The following is a 21362-nucleotide window of genomic DNA, read 5'->3' on the forward strand; positions in this document are numbered from 1 at the left end:
ATCTGCATCACCGCCGATGGATGTGCATTATAGACCATCTCATCCCCTTTGCAAGGGGTATTTCAGCCTTTTTCACTTGAGTGCCGTTTTTTTCTACTATTTTGCGAAAAAAGTGATATATATGGCTTTTTTTTAGGCGTTTTCACTGCCTTTTATTAGTTTTATATTTAAGAATTTGGGACATTTTTAATTTCCTATGTCTTTAATAGAGTTTATAGACATATATAGTCCCTTAAGTCCAAAGATTCCAAAGATTCCAAAGATTCCAAAGATTCCAAAGATTCCAAAGATTCCAAAGACAGACTAGAGCAAATACTCTATTTATTGATTAATACTTTCTATTCTTTACTTATTCTATTTTTCTACTTATTAAGTTAACTACAAACTGTTCCACGTGGAACGCTTAATTGATTTTATGATCAGAAATAAAAAAGCAGGATTACTCCTGCTTTTTACTCTATAACTTTATTCTATTAGTCAGTGAAAATTACACGTGCAATTGCTTTTTTACCTGATTGAATAATAAAGCTTCCGTTTTCTTTTACAGAGAAGCTTGCATCAACAGCATTCCAGTCAACTTTTACCGCACCACGAGCTACCGCATCTTTTGCCGCAGCTGCATTCGGATTTAGGCCTGCTACACGTAAAATCGTAGCAATAAAGATTTCTCCTCCAAACTCACCAAGTGAAATAGTCACTTCTGGTGTGTCTTCAGGTACTTCACCTTCTGTAATACGGTTACCAGCACTCTTATGGGCATTAGCAGCAGCTTCTGCATCATGGAAGCGTTCAACTAGCTCAAGCGCAAGAATACGTTTTACTTCTTGCGGATTACGACCAGCAGCAATTTCATCTAATAGAGCTTTGATCTCATCAAGAGATTTGAAGCTTAATAAATCGAAATAGCGTTCAATTAAAGAGTCTGGCATTGATAAAACTTTTTGGTACATTGCACCTGGTGTATCAAATACACCAATATAGTTACCTAAAGATTTAGACATTTTATTTACGCCATCTAGACCTTCTAGAATCGGCACGGTGATACACACTTGAGATTCTTGGCCATAACGGCTTTGTAAAGTACGACCCATAAGTAAGTTAAAGGTCTGGTCTGTACCGCCTAACTCAACGTCAGCTTCAAGCGCAATTGAGTCATAACCTTGAACTAAAGGATATAAAAACTCATGAATTGCAATCGGCTGATGGTTGCTATAACGCTTAGTAAAGTCATCACGCTCTAACATACGTGATACGGTTTGTTGACTTGCTAATTGGATAAGGTCAGCAGCAGACTTTTGATTAAACCATTCTGAGTTAAAACGTACTTTTGTTTTATTTGGGTCTAATATCTTGAATACTTGTTCTTGATAAGTTTTAGCGTTAGCTTCTACTTGTTCACGTGACAACGGCGGACGAGTTGCACTTTTGCCAGTTGGGTCACCAATCATCGCTGTATAGTCACCAATTAAGAAGGTAACTTCATGGCCCAAGTCTTGGAAAGTTTTTAGTTTATTAATAAGAACCGTATGTCCTAAATGTAAATCTGGTGCTGTAGGGTCAAAACCAGCTTTAATTTTAAGAGGACGATTCTCTTTAAGCTTTTTCAGTAAATCTTCTTCTGAAATAATTTCGTGCGTGCCTCGTTGGATGAGGGCAAGCTGTTCTTCGGCGGGCAAGAAATTTGACATCACAAAACCTAAACACATCAGTTATTCAATTTGTGCGATATACTAACATTTTTTCAGCGTCTTGCAGGGGAAGTTGCATATGAGCGCAATCTATATCGGCGTAATGACTGGCACTAGTATGGATGGTGTGGATATTGTAGCGGCTTCATTTGAGCCACTACAGCTTCATGCCACTCTTACAGTTCCATTCGAACCCGAGTTACGTGATGAGCTTATGGCATTAACTTTACCCGATGACAATGAAATTGACCGCATGGGTAAAGCTGATGTTGCTCTAGCCCAAATGATTGGTCATGGGATTAATACTCTGATTGAAAAGCACCAATTAGACCGTAGCCAAATTAAAGCAATTGGGTCGCATGGACAAACCATTCGTCATCGTCCAGAACATGGCTTTACGTTACAAATTGGTGATCCAAACATCATTACTGAAATCACTCAGATTCCGGTTGTTTCAGATTTCCGTCGTAGAGATATGGCAGCAGGTGGTCAAGGCGCGCCATTGGTTCCGGCTTTCCATCAAGCATTATTTCAACATCCAAGTATTCATCGTGTAATTTTGAATTTGGGTGGTATTGCTAATGTGAGTATGCTGCCTGCCAATAACAGTGACGGCGTATTTGGTTTTGATACAGGTCCTGCAAATATTTTGATGGATGCTTGGTGCCATCGCCATACAGGTCATCCATATGATGAAAATGGTGATTGGGCTGCTTATGGTCATCCTATCCGCTCTTTACTCGACCGTCTCCATGCCCACGAGTATTTTTCTAAAGAACCGCCTAAGAGCACAGGACGTGAAGACTTTAATATTGATTGGTTAGATGATCAGTTAATCGATTGGCGAAATGATTTAACTTATGACGAGTTAGAAGATACACCTGAAAACATCCAAGCTACCCTATTAAAACTTACTGTGCGTGCCATTCAAAAAGCAATTTATCGTTCTGAGATGGAAACAGGTGAAGTATATGTCTGTGGTGGTGGTGCTTATAACTCTTATTTGTTAGAACAATTACGTTGGCGTTTACGTAAACATAATTGGTCTGTTCAACCTACCGATGTGTTAGGACTTTCCCCTACTTGGGTCGAGGCTACAGCATTTGCATGGTTAGCAATGCGCTTTGTAGATGGTTTAAGTGGTAATTTACCAGCAGTAACAGGTGCTTCGGATTTCAGAATCCTAGGCACGATCACGGCGGTATAAAACTATTTGTTGATTGATTGGCTAGATTCGACCTCATAGCACATTTACTGACCCGAAATGCTGTTATTTAAATGAGCATAAAAACTCATGATAAATGCCGATAAAAATAATTTAAGGCATGTTTGTATGGATCTGACCAAACGTATTCATCAATATATACGCGGGGCTTGGACATTCGATGTGATTGATTCAGGCCCTATAGATGGTCCTCTCGTTGTTTTATTGCATGGTTTTCCAGAAACTGCCCATAGTTGGGAGCAGACTTCGGAATTATTGCATGAGTATCAATTTAGAACACTTGCGATTCATCAACGTGGTTATAGTTTAAATGCTAGGCCTCAAAGCCGATTTAAATATTCATTAAGTGAACTTGTAGAAGATGTGGCAAGTTTAATTGAGCAGCTTGGTCAGCCAGTTTATTTAATTGGGCACGACTGGGGCTCGGCAATTGCGTCAGGCGTTGCTATGAAATATCCACAATATATTCAGCATCTCACTTTAGTTTCTGTGCCTCACCAAGCTGCATTTTTAAAAGCTTGTTTAAGCAGTAGACAACTTTTTAAATCTTATTATTTTGCAATTTTTCAGTTACCAATTCTGCCCGAACTTTTATTTAAAAAGATACCTAAATTGGGTCGTAAGTTTCTAAAGTCATCAGGCATGACTGAACAGCAAATTGCGATATTTGAGGCTGAGTTTATAAAGGAAAATAGATTAACTACGGCGTTGAATTGGTATCGTGGCTTTTTTTGGGACAAACCTCAAAATCCGTTTAAAGCCATAGATGTCCCCACTCTTTTTATTTGGGGTAAACATGATATTGCCGTTACAGAAAAAAGCGCCGAGCTAAACTCACATTATTTTAAAAATAGTTATGAAGCAGTTTTTATGGATGCGTCGCATTGGATTCCCTATCAGAATGCGCCTGAACTGGTGCAATACTTTTTAGAATCTGTCCGTAAAAAATAATGATTTGATCAATAAAAAAACCTCTCAAAATAGAGAGGTTTTTTAAATTTTAAAATTCTATTAAATCGAGAATGAAGAACCACAACCACATGTTGTTGTTGCATTCGGGTTTTGTACGATAAAACGCGAACCTTCAAGACCTTCTACATAGTCAACTACTGAACCAATGAGGTATTGGTAGCTAAGTGAGTCAACCAGCATTTTTACATCGCCATTTACAAATTCTGCATCATCTTCATTTACGCTTTCAGCAAAATTAAAGCCATACGAAAACCCTGAACACCCGCCTCCTGTTACATATACACGTAACATGAGATCGTCATTCCCTTCACTATCACGGAGTTGGCGTACCTTATTGGCAGCATTATCTGTCAAAACTAGAGCTTGGGCATTCATGATGATTGTTCCTCGGATTTTGCTGTGCCTTTCAAAATAAAAAAGACCCTATATTGAGTATAGCATAATCAATATAGGGTCTGTCTTCGAAGTTTAAAGCGAATCTTGAGTATTTTTATCAAGATTATTTGTAATTCTCATCCTGTAAGCCACATTCGAAGTTTTTAGCATCTTGCTTGCAACGGAATTGCCATAATAGTTTCATCATGCGTTTATCATACACACCGCGTTGTGTAAGGTTAATTCGTGATTCACGCATGAGCTTTTGGTAACCTGGTTTATCGGCTGCTGGGACATCCATCCAGTATTTTTGTGGAATATCAGCTTTCATTTTACCCAAGATGGTAAAAGCACGTGGTAGCTGACCCGAAACCCACTCCCTAGATTTCTGGCCAAAACCAGCTGGGAACTTATCAGGTCGGATAATAATATTTCCTGTGACCTGTAAGATTGGATAATTCACGATCGCACCTTTTGTGCCTAAACCTTTTTGTAGTTCCAAAGGTTTAAATGCTGCTGCTGGCGCACCAATAATATCAACTTGATGGTTATTAAATTTCGCACCGAAATTTGTTACGTCAGCACTCACAGCCTGTGCCCCGACCTGCTGAACCATAATTTTTTGTGCTTCATCATAGTCAAGAACAGCAATTTTCTTTCCTGCAGCTTTCGCTACTGTATTGATGCTACGGTCATTTACTAAAAGGTAAGCATCACCAACCGGAATAACACCGACGACCTCATAGCGACCATTAACCATATATTTACTAAAAGTCGGACTCGCTAAACCTTGCATCACTTTTACAGCAAGCTTGAGGTCAGGAATCGCTCCAATTGCGTCTAATGAACCAGTAAATGAGTTAAATTGACGCCCGCGCATCCCTGACACGCTAATACCATCACATTTACCTGCTTTAAAATCTTCGGCAATCACGGCTTCATTCTGGTTTACTTTAAGCTCGATATCAGCTCCCCAGTTTTTTGCGGCAAGTTGATAATCCTTCATCAGCGCATAAACGTCTCCATTTTTTCCAACGAAGTCAAAAACACATACTGTTTGTTTAGCCTCGGCTGCAAAAGAAACTGTGGTAAGTCCCATCGCAAGTAATAGCGTTTTGGAAAATTGCATATTCTTTTTCCTTTCCTTGTGGAGTTTTTGTTTTTCGATACCAAAAAATTTCACACCGATTAGGTATGAATCGGATACGCTTCACATAAAAATCATGTTGGAATATTTTTATAGACCGTTTTTGCTTTTATGATTTTATTTCCATGAAAAATAGATAGCGATTAACCTACCTATTAGCAATTATTTTAATCACTCAAGTCCTTGATCCATTTTTATACCTTCATGTTTCCTGATGAAGTTTTTATCTAAATTTAGCTTAACGTCTTTCTATTTATCCACAATGGCAGAACTGACAGCGCATATAAAACAAAAAGCCTAGAACTCAGTCTAGGCTTTCTGAGAGAAATTAGGATTATTCACCAGGCATTGAACATTCAAAGTTAGCCTTGTCTACAGAACAACGTGCTTTTTTGAGTACAGACATCATTCCAGCATCGTAAACACCGCGTTTAGTTAAGTCCATACGGCCATCACGCAACATTTTTTGATACTTAAGTTTGTCTTCTGCACTTAAGTTCATTTTGTATTTACCAGGAATTTGCGCTTCTAAACGGTTGATCATTGCAAAGCTCTTCGGTAACTGTTTAACAAACCAGTCACGAGATTTTTGACCAAAACCAGCTGGGAATTTATCAGAACGTAATACTAGATCTGCTGTAACGTGTAATACAGGGAAGTTCCACATTACACCGTTTGCGCCTAAACCTTTATTTAACTCTAATGGTTTGTAAGCATAAGCAGGTGCACCTACCATATCTACCTGACCATTGTTAAATTTAGCAGCAAAGTTTGAGATATCAGAAAGAACTGCTTGAGCTCCTACACGTTGCACCATAATTTTTTGTGCATCGTCATAGCCAAGTACAGCGAATTTTTTACCCGCAGCTTTTTCAACAGAGTTGATGTTTTTGTCGCGTACGAAAATGAATGCTGAACCTAGCGGAGAAATACCAGCAACTTCGTATTTTTTACCACCCATATTCGTGGTCATTTTTGCTGCATTACGCGCATCTAATACATAAGTAATTGCACGTTGAGCGATTTGGTTATTTGGAACACCACCAAGTGAGTCGATAGATCCTGCGAATTTGTTATATTGGCGTGCACGCATTGCTGTCATTGCTACAGCATCACATTTACCCGCTTTAAAATCATTATCGGCAACAGCCTCGTCCTGACGAGGAACTAAGTTAATTTCAGTACCCCAGCCTTTTGCAGCAAGAGCCCATTCTTCCATCATTTTATATGAGTCGCCTGCTTTTCCTAAGAGGTCGAATACACATACGGTACTCGCTGCTTGCGCTGAAGCAGAAAAACCAACAACAGAAGCGGCAGCCATAGCAAGTACGATTTTTTTCATTTTCTTCATCCTTCCACGGAACAGATTTTTTGTTTGAAGTTTCCTTTCAAACACAGATATTAATCATGTTTTTTAGAAAAAAATAGAGCTTTTACTCAAATATTTTTATCTCATTGAACCATTGTTTGTTGGTTTTAAATTATTTATTAAAAGGAAAAATCGCTAATTTTCCGTAAGTTACTTTTTATATTCACAATTTTCATACCCATATTCAGCTTTGAAATATATGTAGCGTTTTTGTGTTTAAAAAATAAACTACTCTCCATTAAGCGTACATTCAAAATTTGTCCGTTCAACTGTACAGCGGGCGCGCTTTAGCACACTCATCATTGTTGCATCATATACACCTTGTTTTGTTAAGCTGAGGCGACCTTCACGTAAAATTTTTTGATATTTAGTTTTGTCTTCTGCTGAAAAATTAATTTTAATTTTTGAGGGTACGCTCATTTCTAGCCGTTTTATCATGGCAAAATTCTGAGGTAATTTTTGTATAAACCAAGCACGTGACTTTATACCGAAATCTGTGGGGAACTTATCACTTCGGGCAATTAAATCACCCGTAACGTTAACTACGGGGAAAGTAAACATTGCCCCTTTCACGCCGACCCCTTTACCAATCTCTAAAGGTTTATAAGCATAGGCTGGTGCCGCAATTGCATCGACTTGGCCACTATTAAACTTTTTCACAAAATCGGTAATTTCTGAAGGAATGGGCTGAGCGCCAACGCTTTCCACCATAATTTTTTGTGCTGCGTCATATTGCAAAATAGCAAACTTAGTCCCACGTACTTTTTCAATTGAGTTGAGGTTTTTATCTCTTACAAATAAATAAGCCAATCCAATCTGAACAATACCAACGACCTCGTAATTGGTTCCAGTTTGTGTAGTCACCATGCGATGTTTATTACGCTTATCTAAAACATAACTAATAGCTTTTTGGGCGATTGCATTACTGGTTACCCCTCCAATCGCATCAATTGAACCTGCAAATTTATTATAATTTCGCGCCCGCATGGAGGTCATATAAGCGGCGTCACATTTTCCTTCACGCAGTCTACGGTCAACTAAGCCTTCATCTTGAAATGGAATTAAAGTGATATCTGCTTGCCATTCTTTCGCTGCAAGCGCCCACTCTTCCATCATTTTATAGGATTCACCTGACTTTCCTAATAAATCAAACACACAGACACTTTGCCCAGCATGTACTGTCCCCACAGCACAGCAAAATACTGCACCAATTATCCCCAATCTTTTTTTCATTTGACTTTCCTTAGTCTAGTTTTATTAGTAGCTCATTAATCAACCAAATTTCAAACTGTTTTTATTTTAGCCATATTTTTTTAAAAGTATTCTATCTTGTTCAATATTTTGAAAATTTCGGATGAATAGCGAAATTTAGAATGTCTGGATATATCTAATTATTAATACCTGCTCACTAAAATCCGGAAAGTTTTGTTTTCATCGGCAGTTCTCTTTAAAATACAGCATCCCTAACTCACCTCGATACAATAAGATGATTCAATTTGACCAAGTTTCTTTACGCCGCGGTGGACGTGTTCTATTTCAAAAAGCGTCTATGCAATTACACCCAGGTTGGAAGATTGGTCTAACTGGTGTAAATGGCGCAGGTAAATCGACCTTATTTGCTGCATTACTTGGAAGTTTAGGTGCAGATGAAGGTTCACTTACTCGTCCGACAGGCTGGACCGTGGCGCATATGGCGCAAGAAGTAAAAGCCCTAGATATGCCTGCAATTGATTTTGTTCTTTCAGGTGATGAAGAGTTTTGGGATATACAAAATAAGCTTGCTCAACCAGATCAACTGACTGATTTTGAATTGGCTAAATTGCATGGCCGTTTTGATGAAATCCATGGTTATTCAGCGCCCTCTAAAGCTGCGCAGCTCATGGCAGGCCTTGGTTTTCTAGAAAATCAATTACGTTTGAACGTTGAGAGCTTCTCGGGTGGATGGCGTATGCGCTTAAATTTAGCGCGTACCCTCATGAGTCGTTCTGATCTACTCTTACTGGATGAGCCAACAAACCACTTAGATTTGGATGCAATTCTGTGGTTAGAAGATTGGCTTAAAGCCTATGAAGGTACACTCATTCTAATTTCGCATGACCGCGACTTTTTAGATGCGATTACAGATCATATTCTTCACATTGAAAATCAAGAACTCACGCTTTACACCGGAAACTACTCTACATTTGAAACCACACGTAGTGAACGTCTTGCCCAGCAACAACAAGCTTTTGAAAAGCAGCAAGAAACACGTGCTCACTTACAAAAGTTTATTGACCGTTTTAAGGCAAAAGCAACTAAAGCTCGTCAAGCACAAAGTCGTATTAAACAACTTGAGCGCATGCAGCAACTTGCACCAGCCCATGTAGATACGCCGTTTACATTTAGTTTCCGTGAACCGACTAAAATGAGTTCACCGTTGCTGACTTTAGATAATGCCAGTATTGGTTATGGTGATAAGCAAATAGCCGAAAAAATTAGATTACAAATTACACCGAACTCACGTATTGGTTTGCTTGGGATGAACGGCGCAGGTAAGTCAACATTGATTAAGAGCTTGGTTGGTGATTTACCACTCTTGGCAGGTGAACGTAAAGCTTCCGAGCTGCTTAATATTGGTTACTTTGCACAGCACCAGATGGATGCTTTAGATGGTCATGCTAGCCCAATGCTACAGCTTGCTCGTATAGCAGATAAACAAATTAGTGAAGCCATTCTACGTTCGTTCTTAGGTAGTTTTGGCTTTAGTGGTGAACGCATGGATACGCCATGTGAAAGCTTTTCTGGTGGAGAACGCGCTCGTTTAGCCCTAGCACTGATTGTATGGCAGCGTCCAAATGTTTTAATTCTCGATGAACCGACGAACCATTTAGATCTTGATATGCGTCATGCACTGAGCATGGCATTACAAGATTTTGAAGGTGCCGTTGTTCTGGTTTCCCACGAACGTCAACTTATTGCAAGTGTATGTGATGAGCTTCTTTTAGTACACGGCGGTAAATGTACTGAGTTCGAGGGTGATTTACAGGACTATGCTAAATGGCTACGTGAAGCACGTCAGCAGCAAATTAATGCTCAGACTGCCGTCGCACAGAACAACTCTTCCTCTGCCGCTCCAGCGCCTGCTAAAGTTGATAAAGAAGCACAGCGTAAAGAAGCAGCTCGCCGTCGTGAACAGACTCGCCCTATTCGTAAAAATATTGAAAAGGTTGAATCACAAATTGAAAAGCTACAACCACAGCTCGCCAAAATTGAAGAATCCTTAGCAGACACATCTTTATATGAGGCTGCACGTAAGGATGATCTACTCAAACTTATGAATGAGCAGACAGAGGTGAAAGCTAAACTTGAGCAACATGAAGAGCAGCTTTTGGAACTCATGATGGAATTAGAAGAAATGGAAGCTTCTTTTGATTAATCCATTTTCTAAAATAAAAAAGCCGATTTCTTAATCGGCTTTTTTATTGATTAGTAAGGCGTATAAAAAGCCCCTAATTCATTTAAATTGGTATTGATCGGTAAAGGCCAAACACTGCTTGATAAGCTGTCAGCGATATATAAATCATAACCACCTCGACTCCCTGTTTGTCCTGCAAGAGATACCACCATGTAACGCTGATCTAAAGGAGCTGGATCGGAAGTATCATAATTGGTGTTGTTAAATGGCAAACGTGTAGTTTGTTTATTAGCCATATCATAAATATAGATCTGGTCATGAGGATTTGTTGGGCTATACCAGCGCACATATAAGAACCGACTTCCTTGCCACCATACTGGATAATATGAAGCGATATTGGTCAGTTGTGTATCATAAGCACCCGACTGATCAATACTAAAAATTCTAGAATTATTTCCAGCACCTTTTGCATACAAAATTTGAGTGGTATTCACCATCGGATAAGGCATCGATTCTTCTATATCCCAACCATTTTGAGTCACAGAAGTCATCGTACGATCCATCATTTTAATGATTTTTAGATCGCCATTTTGTTTAAAAATAATACGCTGGTTATCTATAAATTTAGGGTCTTCATCGCGCTTATTATTGCCCTGAGTTAGGTTAATGGGTAACTCAGTGCTTCCGACTTTCCAAACATACACATCCCATGCATCGCCATAATGCTGTCCAGAATTCACTCCCATAAACGTTAACCATTTTCCATCTGGAGAGAAATGGCCATTCATCATATGGTCAATTTTCCAATTTGCGCCGAGTAATGTGGTCTGCTGTGTTGTGAAGTTATAAAGATAAAGCTTACTGTCCCATGCCTCATAATCACTATAACGATGAAATACTAATTTTCCATAAAAGGTGGGGGCTATCGCAGCATGCAGTTGAAATAAACAATTAAAAAATATGATTCCAATGCATAAGAGTTTTTGTATTTTTTTCATAATTATATTTCCTATTGTTATTAGTAAGTACCGCATAGAGAATATAACTTCGAATAGTTTACTTGTTAAACAAAATACTTTTTTCGGATACAAAAAAGGGCTAATGATGATTAGCCCTTTACCATAAAAAATCAATTATCTAAATTTTTTATGATTTTCATTTCGTATTTTGACTAAATTAATTGCTTCAGTTTTGGCTAGATCTAATTGTCCTTGCTCAACTAAAACAGTTACTTTATCAATCTCGGCAACAAGCTGATCTAAACCAGCTTGATACTCTTTTACCTTTACATTTTCTGATGGCAAACCTTCGAGTTTATGCGGCAAATATTGCTTAGAAGAAACTGCTGCTTCACGCATTACAACAAGTTGTTGTTTCGCATTAGCAGCATCTTTCGCTTCAGCAAATGCTTTAGTGCTCTTAGCTAAAGTTTTCATATTCGTTTCTAAATCAGCTGCCCAAACAGCAGAGCTTCCTAAAAACGCACATGAGATTAACAAACTAGCTAATACTTTCTGACCCATCATCTTCTCTCCCTAGACTGATTTAGAATCGTGTTAACAATTAAGCATCAATATCCGCATTTAAAGCATTTTCTTCAATGAATGCACGACGTGGTTCCACATCATCACCCATCAAGCAAGAGAACATACGATCTGCTTCAATCGCATCGTCAATAGTTACCTGCAACATATTACGGTTTTCAGGGTCCATTGTTGTTTCCCACAACTGTTCAGCATTCATCTCTCCAAGACCTTTATAGCGTTGGATCATCATACCGCGGCGTGAATCTTGTAAAATATGTTGCCAAACTTGATGGAAGTTAGCCACTTGAATACGGCGATCACCTTTTTGTAAAAAAGCACCGTCTTCAAGTAAAGTGAACCAACTCTTCGAGTTTTTCAATAAACGTGCATATTCAGCAGAATTCAGTAAAGCTGCATCAAGCAAATACGCATGCGGCAGATTATGAACATAGACAGTAATACGCGGCCAATAATGCGCAGATTTTTCACCTTGAGCATTTTCACGCTCAAATGCCTCTAAAGAGATTTCTGGACGTAAACTTGGCTGTAATCTGGTAATGATATCGCGTACCTGATCTGCCCATTGTTGTACATAAGCTTCATCATGGTTTTGATCACTCTTGAATGCTTCTACTTCAAGTAAAGCATCAAGTAAGCTAGCTGGATAACGTAAAGTTAAGCGCTGTAAGCTCTTTTGTGAAACCTGATAGTCCTGAATCACTTTCGCAAGTGCTTCACCTGTAATTGCAGGTGCTTCAGCATTGGTATGCAAAGATAGCTCATCAATCGCATTTGAGATGAGATAAGTTTCTAACGCATCATTATCTTTGATGTATTGTTCTTGCTTACCTTTCTTCAATTTATACAAAGGTGGCTGAGCAATATAAATATGCCCACGCTCAACCAATTCTGGCATTTGACGGAAGAAGAACGTTAACAACAAGGTACGGATGTGCGAACCATCGACGTCGGCATCGGTCATGATAATGATTTTATGATAGCGGAGCTTATCAGGGTTATATTCTTCACGACCAATACCACAGCCAAGTGCAGTGATTAAAGTACCGACTTCCTGACTAGAAATCATTTTGTCAAAGCGTGCACGTTCAACGTTCAGGATTTTACCTTTCAACGGTAAAATAGCCTGCATTTTACGATTACGACCTTGCTTAGCACTACCACCAGCAGAGTCACCCTCGACTAGATATAATTCAGAAAGTGCCGGGTCTTTTTCCTGACAATCTGCCAATTTACCTGGTAAACCTGCAATATCAAGTGCACTCTTACGACGTGTCATTTCACGCGCCTTACGTGCAGCATCACGTGCACGCGCAGCATCAATAATTTTACCAGCAATCGATTTTGCAGCTTGCGGATTTTCAAGTAAGTAAGCAGAGAACTCTTTGTTCATTGCTTGCTCAACCGCTGGTTTTACTTCACTCGATACTAGTTTTTCTTTAGTTTGAGAAGAGAACTTCGGATCAGGTACTTTGACCGAAATAATCGCGGTTAAACCTTCACGGGCATCATCACCTGTCACATTGACTTTTTCTTTCTTGAGAATGTTTTCATTTTCAAGATATTGGTTAAGACCACGTGTTAAAGCCGCACGGAAACCTGCTAAATGAGTACCGCCATCCTTTTGAGGAATATTGTTGGTAAAACAACGCACGTTTTCTTGATAACTTTCATTCCACTGCAATGCAACTTCTACACCAATACCGTTTTCTGTATCCGCAGTGAAATGGAAAATCTCGTTTAGATGAGTTTTACCTTCGTTAATGTATTTTACAAACTCAGATAAACCACCTTCGTAGTCATATACGTGCTCAAGGTTAATACGTTCATCACGTAAAACAATACGCACGCCCGCGTTTAAAAATGAAAGCTCTCTTAAACGACGCGCTAAAATTTCAACGTTAAAAATAGTTTGACTAAAAGTTAGTTCACTTGGCCAAAAACGTACAGTTGTACCACTGCTATCCGTTTCACCAATCACACGTAATGGATATTGCGGATCACCGTGGTGATACTCTTGTTCGTGCACTTGGCCAGCGCGATTAATAATTAAATGCAATTTACTTGAAAGCGCATTTACAACTGAAACGCCTACGCCGTGCAAACCACCTGAAACTTTATAGCTGTTGTCGTCAAACTTACCGCCTGCGTGCAAGATCGTAAGAATTACTTCCGCTGCAGACACCCCTTCTTCAGGGTGGATATCTGTTGGAATACCACGGCCATTATCAGAAACACTTACCGATTCATCTTCGTGAATCGTGACAATAATTTCGTCACAATGCCCAGCTAAAGCTTCATCGATTGCGTTATCGACAACCTCGAATACCATATGGTGTAAACCGGTACCGTCGTCTGTATCCCCAATATACATACCCGGACGTTTACGAACTGCATCTAATCCACGTAATACTTTAATACTAGAGGAATCATAAGCCTTTTCATTGGTTTGTTCTGTTTGAGAGGCTGATTGAGACTCTGAACTCATGGTTTCTCCCTAGCAAATATAGGTTTATTCAAAGATGGGTAACATCAAAAAATTATGGTGAAGCAAGACTAACTTGACCGGATTCAACATTGAATAATTGATATGAAATAGACAGATCATGTAAGTGTTTTTTTACCGATGCATGATCTAAAGTTGTCATAAAAACCTGGCTACCAAGTTGGCTTAATCGTTCAATTAAACGTTGTTGTGCGGTTAAGTCTAATTCTGCTGTCAGATCATCTAATAATACCACAGTTTCCTTATTACTCGCATGTAACATTGCAATTTGTGACAGTTTTAAGGCAATAATCAAGAGTTTTTTCTGACCTCTTGATAAAACTACATCAGCATGTCCAAACGGGGTTTTTAAGCGCAAATCTGCACGATGTGGGCCATATTCGGTATAGCGTCGTTCGATGTCTTTTTGGTGTTGATTCAGCAAGTCTTGCATGAGTCCCTGCTCTGTATGAAAACCGGGACTATATTCCAGTTCAATCTCTAGATCAGGTAGCAATTGACTTAAATCATTTTGAAAAAAGACATTCCATTGTTCCACAATACTTAAACGCTGAGAGTGTAAAATTTCACCATAATCACTCAACATTTTATTCCACGGCTCTAAATCCGCTAGAGAAATATTCCGTCTGGTTTTAAGTAAAGTATTACGCTGCTTTAATGCACGAGAATAATATTGCCAAGCAAAATAAAACTCAGGTTCCACGTGGAACATCAGCCAATCTAAAAGCTGGCGCCGAGGTTTCGCCCCATGGTCAATAATATCTGTACTTTGTGGATCAATATGCTGCAAAGGAAGCAGTTTAGCGAGTTGTCCTTGTGTAGCCACTGTATCGCCATTGACCTTCATCAACTGCTCACCAGAGGCCAACTTTTGCATGCCAATTTTTTCAGTTGCAGATTGCGCGAAAACAATCGCATCTTCAGCAGAGTATTGAATATAATTTTTAGGTATATGGGTACGGAACGACCGCCCTGTTGCAAGCAAATGGATTGCTTCCAGTATTGAAGTTTTTCCTGAACCGTTAGCGCCATAAAATACATTAAACGGTTGCAACCCTTGGAGTGCAACCGTTTTTAAATTACGCACACGTTCAATATTTAAACGCGTAAGATGCATATTAGATAGCCAGATTATACACGCATCGGCATAACGACATAGGTTTGATCAGGATGTGCCGGATCTTGAACCAATACAGATTGATTTGCCTCAGTCATGCTCATATTTACATCATCACCATCAAGCACACCTAAAACATCCAGCAAATATTGCGCATTAAATGACATTTCAAGCGGTATGTTTTGATACTGAATCGCTAAATCTTCAATCGCTTCGTCTTGTTCAGGGTTATTTGCACGTAGCTGTAAAGAATCTTGATTAAAATTCAAGAAAACACCACGTAACTTCTCATTACTCAAAATTGCGACGCGTTGTAATGATTGTTTAAACACATCATGGCTAATTAATACATGTTTATCGCCACCACGTGGAATTACACGACGATAATCAGGGAATTTTCCATCAATCAACTTTGTAGTAAAGCGAACAGTGATATCGCCCTGCTCTTTGTCACGGCTTGGCGTATTAATTGTGACATTTAACAATTCACGACCAATCAGCAACGTTAATTGTTCATCTTCAATGCTAAGTAAACGCTGTAATTCACCAACAGCTTTACGAGGCACAATTGCTTGGACCAATTGAGATGATGTAGAAGAAGCAGTAATTTCACAAAGTGCTAAACGGTGACCATCTGTTGTTACTGCACGTAATTGATTTTCATCAATTTCTAATAAAGTACCCGTTAAATAGAAACGTACATCTTGTACAGCCATAGCAAAAGCCGTTTTTTCAAATAAACGCTTTAACTCACGTTGAGTGACCTGTACTTGTGTACCTTGACTATTTTCAGTGGTCAATAATGGATAATCTTCTGCCGGTAAAGTACCTAATACAAAACGGCTATTACCAGATTTTAAAATACATCTTTGATCTTCAGTAATTTGTAAGTCAATCAATGCAGCTGTAGGCAATGATTTACAAATTTCCATCAACTTACGAGCAGGAACAGTTGTTTCACCTGCTTCAATGCATGCCCCTTCTGTTAAAACAGTACTGGCAACCAGCTCAACTTCTAAATCAGAACCGGTAATGGTGAGTGCCTGAGCATTAGTCTGAATTTTGACGTTTGAAAGAATATTCAATGTATGACGACGTTCTACCGCACCGACAACATGCGATAAAACATTGAGTAAGCTTTCTTTAGCGATTTTCAAACGCACGATTCATTCCTCTAGCAACTTGGAGCAAATATTTCATTTTTTAGCTGTGTACTATGCTGCACTTACGTAGACTTTGCAACAACGTCTTATCATTTCATTAACTCTGGAGTAGACGTAATAGATTTTTATAATCTTCGTCAAAAATCGGATCTTCTTCACGTAGACTTACTACTTTTTCGCAAGCATGCATGACTGTACTGTGGTCACGTCCACCAAAAGCCATTCCAATTTCGGGAAAACTATCACCAGTCAACTCACGAGCAAGTCCCATTGCTAACTGACGTGGTCGCGCATAGATTCGAGTCCGCTTTGGTCCTACCAATTCTTTTAAAGGAATACGGAAATATTCACTCACCACACGTTGGATATTTTCTACACTAATTGTACGTGCACGGATTGCCAACACATCTTTTAAAGACTCGCGGACAACATCAAGATCAATTGGTGCACCTTTAAACCGAGAAATTGCGACGACTTTATTGAGTGCACCTTCAAGTTCACGTACGTTAGCAACTACTTGTTGTGCAATAAATAATGCACAGTTTCGAGGTAAATCAACGCCGCTATTTTCGGCTTTTTTCAATAGAATTTCGATACGAGTTTCAATATCTGGCGGTTCAACGCCTACAGAAAGTCCCCAAGAAAAGCGTGAAACCAAACGTGGATCCAACTCGGTCAATTCTTTTGGATAACGATCTGAAGTTAAAATAATCTGTTTAGATTCATCAAGTAATGCATTGAATGTATAGAAAAATTCAACCAAGCTTGCTTCTTTACCGGCTAAAAGATGAATATCATCGACCAACAATAAATCTAAAGAACGGCAATTTTTCTTAAATTCTTCAACTTTGCCTTTTTGCAAAGAACTTACAAAATCCTGAACGAAGCTCTCAGAGGTCATATACATCACCCGTGCATTAGGCTTGGCTTGCAATAAAGCATTACCAACTGCCTGCATCAAGTGAGTCTTACCCAATCCTGTCGGACCATATAAGAATAAAGGGTTATGCTGTGAAGCACCTAATTGTGTTAATACCTTTCTACATGTTTCAGCAGCCATCTGGTTCGAACGGCCTTCAACAAATAAAGAAAAAGTAAATTGGGGGTTTAATAGTTTCTTTTTCGGTGTTTTTGGGTTCACTACACTATTAGTAGTAGGTGAACTGGAAATAGAATCTGGTTCTTTTTTTACTTTAATACTTTGTTGGGGCGCAGTTTGCAAAGCAGCAGTTGTAGTTGCTGGCTGCTCACCTGATGACAAAATACTACCAGGACGAGAATCAACTAAAATCTCAACCTGACGTACTCGCCCTTCTGATAACTGTTCGGCCAATATAGAAATTAATTCTAAATGGTTCTCTTGAATGTAACGCGTCCAATAAGGATTAGGTGCATAAAGACGCAGTGTCCCTTCTACTTCTTCAGCAACTAATGGGCGAATCCACATCGCAAAGACGTTATCAGAGAGCTCTTGTCGCAAGCGAGTTAAGCAGTCTGTCCAAAGCATGTGTATCCCCTATTTCTGCGTTTTTAAATTCAAATAATCTAAAGATTAACCCTTCCTGATGAGAAGGGGTCGCCATTCTAACCAAGTTATCCACATCTGTCATGACGATTTCAGTTGATTTTGTCTAAAAAGAAATCTCTTGTGAATAAATTTAAATTCAAAATGGCTTGTGTATAACTTTTTGCACAACCTGTGGATAAATTAACACATAAACTTATCCACAATCCATAAATATAGTAAAAACAGAGTTATCAACAACCCAAATATATGTTTTTTAAATTTAAAAGTGCGAAATCCACAGAAAAAGTTATCCCTAATAAGAATAAATTTAAATTTCTAAATTTGAATTTATTTAATAGGATGCAGATCTTTTGTGGATAACTGCAAAATATGAATTTAAATTCAAATACAGCAAATCCAAACCAAGATGGTATCTTGTTTTGTTGATAAATATGTATATAAGGTGTGTATATATTAAAAGTTCTAATAAAAATAGACAATTACTTTGTGTATAACTTTTAAAGCTATATATTGCACTGAATTATGACCGTGATAAAAAGAAGAGAAGAGATTAAAAATTTGGGTTAAATACAAAACTTTCTTGGTTTTTCATTGACAGCGTAAACATTGCACAATAAAATCGCGGACCTTTATAGAAAGATCATTTTTGGGAGTTTCAATATGAAACGTACTTTCCAACCATCTGAATTAAAGCGTAAACGCGTTCATGGTTTCCGTGCTCGTATGGCAACTAAAGCTGGTCGTCAAGTATTAGCTCGTCGTCGTGCAAAAGGTCGTCATAGCTTAACTGTTTAATACTGTTACGCTGACCAGACTTGGGTGTGATGACACTTTACAGTTTTAGCACAGACGTGCGAATACGCTGTGCTGCAGATTATAAAAGTGTATTTGATGGTGCGCTTTTTAAAGTGCATCAACCCCATTTTTTATTTCTTGCAAAATTAACCGAACAGCCTAAAAGCCGTTTGGGTATTGTTGTTGCTAAGAAAAAAGTGCGCCGAGCGCATGAAAGAAATCGAATAAAACGTCTTGCTCGTGAGAGCTTTCGTCTACATCAGCCGAATTTTGGATCAGACATAGATGTTGTAGTGATGCCGAAAGTTGGTATAGAAACGATTACGAATGCTGAGCTATATCAACAATTAGACTTTGCTTGGCAAAAATTACAGCGCTTAGCAAAAAAACATTCTAAAGTTGGCACAACCTCGCAGAATTAAGAGATAGCCAATGGTCCGTTTTCTACGTTGGTTGATTCGACTGTATCAAATTGCGATTAGTCCGCTTCTTGGACCCCGTTGTCGTTATATCCCGACTTGTTCCCAATATGCGATAGAAGCATTGCAAACTCATGGTGCGATAAAAGGCGTTTGGTTATCTTCTAAACGGGTATGTCGTTGTCATCCGTGGGGAGGATCTGGATATGATCCGGTACCGCCAAAAGCAATTCGTTTTATTTCGTTTCATCAAATAGATTCTCAAACGCATCATGTTGCTGTACCCTTTCGTGATCGTTTACTGAAGCAAAATCTCTCTAACCATTTGGGGTAATAGATATGCAACAATGGGCCAGGTTTGCAATTCTCGGGGCCATGTTTGTCACCGCATATTTGCTCATTTTGGCTTGGCAAAAAGATTATGGAAATGCTGCAACTGCTCCGCAACAACAAGCGGCAGCTGTAAGTTCGCATGAAGTATCTGCTGATTTGCCAAATGCTAAAAATGCAACAGTGGCTTCCGATGTGCCACAAGCAAATATTGCGCAGTCACAAACCACAGATGCAACTGCACCTGTGAATCAACAGCTTATTTCAGTACAAACTGACCTTTACCATATTTGGATCAATCCAAAAGGTGGTGATATTGTTCGTATTGAATTACTCTCACACGACAAAAGCAAAGACAGCGATCAACCTTTTGTTATGCTTGAAAATGATGCCAAGCGTACATATGTTGCTCAATCTGGCTTAATTGGTTTGAATGGACCAGATAGTAGTCGTGGTGGTCGTCCATTATATGCTGTTGAAAAGACATCATATACTTTGGCTGATGCTAAAGGTGTACAGGACCAAAAGGGTCAATCTGAAAAAGTTTTAAACGTTCCGATGGTATTTAAAACACCTGAAGGCGTTGAAATTATTAAAACTTTTACCTTTACTCAAGGTCAATATCCAATTGTTGTAAAACATCAAGTCATTAACCGTAGCCAACAAAGCTGGCAAGGTCAGATGTTTGGACAATTAAAGCGCGATAATTCTGAAGATCCAGGTAAATCTTCTCAAGGTATTTTCACTCTAGGAACTTTCTTAGGTGGAGCTTGGGGAACGCCTGATGCACATTACAACAAGCTTAAATTTGCTAATTTCTCAGAAGAAAAAGTAAATACTGAAGCGAAAGGTGGATGGGTTGCGATTGTTCAGCATTATTTTGTAAGTGCTTGGATTCCTGGAAACCTTAAGCTGACTCAAGCGAATGGTCAGCCTTATGTAGCTAAGCTTGAATCTCGTCAATCTGCTGATCACATGAATATCATTGGTTTTACCTCACCAGTGATTAATGTTCCGGCAGGCACTTCAATGGAAGTGGATGCAAAACTTTATTCAGGTCCGAAAGTACAATCTGAATTAAAAGATTTAGCTGTTGGTTTAAATCAGACTGTTGATTATGGTTGGTTATGGCCGATTGCTAAACTCTTGTTCTTAGGTCTTCAATTCTTCCATAGCATTGTGGGCAACTGGGGATGGTCAATCATCTTGCTTACCATTATGGTGAAGATGATCTTGTGGCCTTTATCTTCAAAAAGTTATCGTTCTATGGCGAAAATGCGTGTGATTGCACCAGAAATGCAACGCATGAAAGAAGAGTTCGGTGAAGACCGTATGCGCTTCTCGCAAGAAATGATGGCTTTATACAAGCGTGAACAAGTAAATCCACTTTCAGGTTGTTTACCATTGTTGCTACAAATGCCAATTTTCCTTGCTTTGTACTGGGTACTCATGGAAAGTGTGGAATTACGTCACGCACCATGGTTAGGTTGGATTCAAGACTTGTCAGCAATGGATCCTTGGTTCATCTTGCCGTTAATCATGGGTGCTACCATGTTTGCGCAGCAAATGTTGAACCCGCAACCGGCTGATCCAATGCAGGCAAAAGTGTTCCGCATTATGCCGATTATGTTCACGGTATTTATGTTGTTCTTCCCTGCCGGTCTCGTACTGTACTGGATTGTGAACAACAGTATTACTATTTTACAGCAGTCGTTTATTAATAAGAGCGTTGAGAAAAGTCGTATCAATAAGACTGAATCAGCTTCTTAATCGTTGAACTTTTGCTGAAT

The 21362-nt window shown here is 39.0% G+C and carries 18 protein-coding genes; 7 read left to right on the forward strand and 11 right to left on the reverse strand.

The genetic code is table 11. The annotated features are described in order from the left end of the window. Positions 1-473 precede the first annotated feature (473 nt). On the reverse strand, positions 474-1706 hold the full coding sequence (gene tyrS, locus B806_RS0104415; RefSeq protein ID WP_002115433.1) for a tyrosine--tRNA ligase: 1233 nt from the start codon (positions 1704-1706) through the stop codon (positions 474-476). Positions 1707-1767: 61 nt separating this feature from the next. Here tyrS and B806_RS0104420 point away from each other — a divergent pair, with 61 nt between their 5' ends. Then, positions 1768-2895, forward strand: a complete 1128-nt coding sequence (locus B806_RS0104420; RefSeq protein ID WP_017386211.1) for an anhydro-N-acetylmuramic acid kinase — start codon at positions 1768-1770, stop codon at positions 2893-2895. Positions 2896-3021: 126 nt separating this feature from the next. Next, entirely contained in the window at positions 3022-3864 is an 843-nt protein-coding gene (locus B806_RS0104425; protein WP_017386212.1) for an alpha/beta hydrolase, read from the forward strand. Positions 3865-3924: 60 nt separating this feature from the next. Here B806_RS0104425 and erpA read toward each other — a convergent pair whose 3' ends face one another. The 4 genes from erpA to B806_RS0104445 form a co-directional block, all read right to left on the reverse strand. Then, positions 3925-4260, reverse strand: a complete 336-nt coding sequence (erpA, locus tag B806_RS0104430; RefSeq protein ID WP_002115421.1) for an iron-sulfur cluster insertion protein ErpA — start codon at positions 4258-4260, stop codon at positions 3925-3927. 124 nt (positions 4261-4384) lie between these two features. Next, positions 4385-5389, reverse strand: coding sequence for a putative solute-binding protein (locus B806_RS0104435; protein ID WP_005804873.1), 1005 nt, complete (start codon positions 5387-5389; stop codon positions 4385-4387). Between the two features lie 352 nt (positions 5390-5741). Beyond that, a complete protein-coding gene (locus B806_RS19725) occupies positions 5742-6749 on the reverse strand; it encodes a putative solute-binding protein (RefSeq protein ID WP_002115480.1) in 1008 nt (335 codons plus the stop codon). Positions 6750-7004: 255 nt separating this feature from the next. Beyond that, positions 7005-8009: a putative solute-binding protein gene (locus B806_RS0104445; protein WP_017402665.1), complete on the reverse strand. Its 1005-nt coding sequence runs from the start codon at positions 8007-8009 to the stop codon at positions 7005-7007. A 253-nt stretch (positions 8010-8262) separates the two neighbouring features. Between B806_RS0104445 and B806_RS0104450 the strand changes: the two genes are divergently transcribed. Then, the gene (locus B806_RS0104450; protein ID WP_017402666.1) at positions 8263-10191 is read left to right on the forward strand and encodes an ATP-binding cassette domain-containing protein; all 1929 of its coding nucleotides are present in this window, start codon (positions 8263-8265) and stop codon (positions 10189-10191) included. Between the two features lie 50 nt (positions 10192-10241). Here B806_RS0104450 and B806_RS0104455 read toward each other — a convergent pair whose 3' ends face one another. The 6 genes from B806_RS0104455 to dnaA form a co-directional block, all read right to left on the reverse strand. Beyond that, positions 10242-11168 carry a hypothetical protein gene (locus tag B806_RS0104455; RefSeq protein WP_017402667.1) on the reverse strand — a complete coding sequence of 309 codons (927 nt, stop codon included), beginning with the start codon at positions 11166-11168 and terminating at the stop codon, positions 10242-10244. Positions 11169-11303: 135 nt separating this feature from the next. After that, positions 11304-11696: a cytochrome b562 gene (cybC, locus tag B806_RS0104460; protein WP_017402668.1), complete on the reverse strand. Its 393-nt coding sequence runs from the start codon at positions 11694-11696 to the stop codon at positions 11304-11306. Between the two features lie 37 nt (positions 11697-11733). Next, a complete protein-coding gene (gyrB, locus tag B806_RS0104465) occupies positions 11734-14202 on the reverse strand; it encodes a DNA topoisomerase (ATP-hydrolyzing) subunit B (RefSeq protein WP_002115497.1) in 2469 nt (822 codons plus the stop codon). Positions 14203-14254: 52 nt separating this feature from the next. Further along, the gene (recF, locus tag B806_RS0104470; RefSeq protein WP_002115479.1) at positions 14255-15337 is read right to left on the reverse strand and encodes a DNA replication/repair protein RecF; all 1083 of its coding nucleotides are present in this window, start codon (positions 15335-15337) and stop codon (positions 14255-14257) included. Positions 15338-15351: 14 nt separating this feature from the next. Beyond that, a complete protein-coding gene (gene dnaN / locus B806_RS19995; protein ID WP_002115478.1) occupies positions 15352-16500 on the reverse strand; it encodes a DNA polymerase III subunit beta in 1149 nt (382 codons plus the stop codon). 97 nt (positions 16501-16597) lie between these two features. Continuing rightward, a complete protein-coding gene (gene dnaA / locus B806_RS0104480; protein ID WP_002115442.1) occupies positions 16598-18007 on the reverse strand; it encodes a chromosomal replication initiator protein DnaA in 1410 nt (469 codons plus the stop codon). Between the two features lie 681 nt (positions 18008-18688). On the opposite strand from dnaA, the gene rpmH reads away from it, so the two are divergent. The 4 genes from rpmH to yidC are packed head-to-tail and all read left to right on the forward strand — an operon-like array spanning position 18689 to position 21342. Further along, a complete protein-coding gene (gene rpmH / locus B806_RS0104485) occupies positions 18689-18823 on the forward strand; it encodes a 50S ribosomal protein L34 (protein ID WP_000831329.1) in 135 nt (44 codons plus the stop codon). A gap of 29 nt (positions 18824-18852) precedes the next feature. Then, on the forward strand, positions 18853-19245 hold the full coding sequence (gene rnpA, locus B806_RS0104490) for a ribonuclease P protein component (protein WP_005063921.1): 393 nt from the start codon (positions 18853-18855) through the stop codon (positions 19243-19245). Between the two features lie 10 nt (positions 19246-19255). Continuing rightward, positions 19256-19576 (forward strand): membrane protein insertion efficiency factor YidD, encoded by a 321-nt coding sequence (gene yidD / locus B806_RS0104495; RefSeq protein WP_017402669.1) that lies wholly within the window; start codon positions 19256-19258, stop codon positions 19574-19576. Between the two features lie 5 nt (positions 19577-19581). Then, entirely contained in the window at positions 19582-21342 is a 1761-nt protein-coding gene (gene yidC, locus B806_RS0104500; RefSeq protein ID WP_002115440.1) for a membrane protein insertase YidC, read from the forward strand. Positions 21343-21362 lie beyond the last annotated feature (20 nt).

It is taken from the genome of Acinetobacter sp. TG2027 (assembly GCF_000302435.1).
GTDB classification, from domain to species: Bacteria; Pseudomonadota; Gammaproteobacteria; order Pseudomonadales; family Moraxellaceae; genus Acinetobacter; species Acinetobacter pittii.

Bases quoted from the DNA above. Each gene is read 5' to 3' on its own strand.
- tyrS (WP_002115433.1), bottom strand. From the start codon at position 1,706: ATGTGTTTAGGTTTTGTGATGTCAAATTTCTTGCCCGCCGAAGAACAG.
- B806_RS0104420 (WP_017386211.1), top strand. From the start codon at position 1,768: ATGAGCGCAATCTATATCGGCGTAATGACTGGCACTAGTATGGATGGT.
- B806_RS0104425 (WP_017386212.1), top strand. From the start codon at position 3,022: ATGGATCTGACCAAACGTATTCATCAATATATACGCGGGGCTTGGACA.
- erpA (WP_002115421.1), bottom strand. From the start codon at position 4,260: ATGAATGCCCAAGCTCTAGTTTTGACAGATAATGCTGCCAATAAGGTA.
- B806_RS0104435 (WP_005804873.1), bottom strand. From the start codon at position 5,389: ATGCAATTTTCCAAAACGCTATTACTTGCGATGGGACTTACCACAGTT.
- B806_RS19725 (WP_002115480.1), bottom strand. From the start codon at position 6,749: ATGAAAAAAATCGTACTTGCTATGGCTGCCGCTTCTGTTGTTGGTTTT.
- B806_RS0104445 (WP_017402665.1), bottom strand. From the start codon at position 8,009: ATGAAAAAAAGATTGGGGATAATTGGTGCAGTATTTTGCTGTGCTGTG.
- B806_RS0104450 (WP_017402666.1), top strand. From the start codon at position 8,263: ATGATTCAATTTGACCAAGTTTCTTTACGCCGCGGTGGACGTGTTCTA.
- B806_RS0104455 (WP_017402667.1), bottom strand. From the start codon at position 11,168: ATGAAAAAAATACAAAAACTCTTATGCATTGGAATCATATTTTTTAAT.
- cybC (WP_017402668.1), bottom strand. From the start codon at position 11,696: ATGATGGGTCAGAAAGTATTAGCTAGTTTGTTAATCTCATGTGCGTTT.
- gyrB (WP_002115497.1), bottom strand. From the start codon at position 14,202: ATGAGTTCAGAGTCTCAATCAGCCTCTCAAACAGAACAAACCAATGAA.
- recF (WP_002115479.1), bottom strand. From the start codon at position 15,337: ATGCATCTTACGCGTTTAAATATTGAACGTGTGCGTAATTTAAAAACG.
- dnaA (WP_002115442.1), bottom strand. From the start codon at position 18,007: ATGCTTTGGACAGACTGCTTAACTCGCTTGCGACAAGAGCTCTCTGAT.
- rpmH (WP_000831329.1), top strand. From the start codon at position 18,689: ATGAAACGTACTTTCCAACCATCTGAATTAAAGCGTAAACGCGTTCAT.
- rnpA (WP_005063921.1), top strand. From the start codon at position 18,853: ATGACACTTTACAGTTTTAGCACAGACGTGCGAATACGCTGTGCTGCA.
- yidD (WP_017402669.1), top strand. From the start codon at position 19,256: ATGGTCCGTTTTCTACGTTGGTTGATTCGACTGTATCAAATTGCGATT.
- yidC (WP_002115440.1), top strand. From the start codon at position 19,582: ATGCAACAATGGGCCAGGTTTGCAATTCTCGGGGCCATGTTTGTCACC.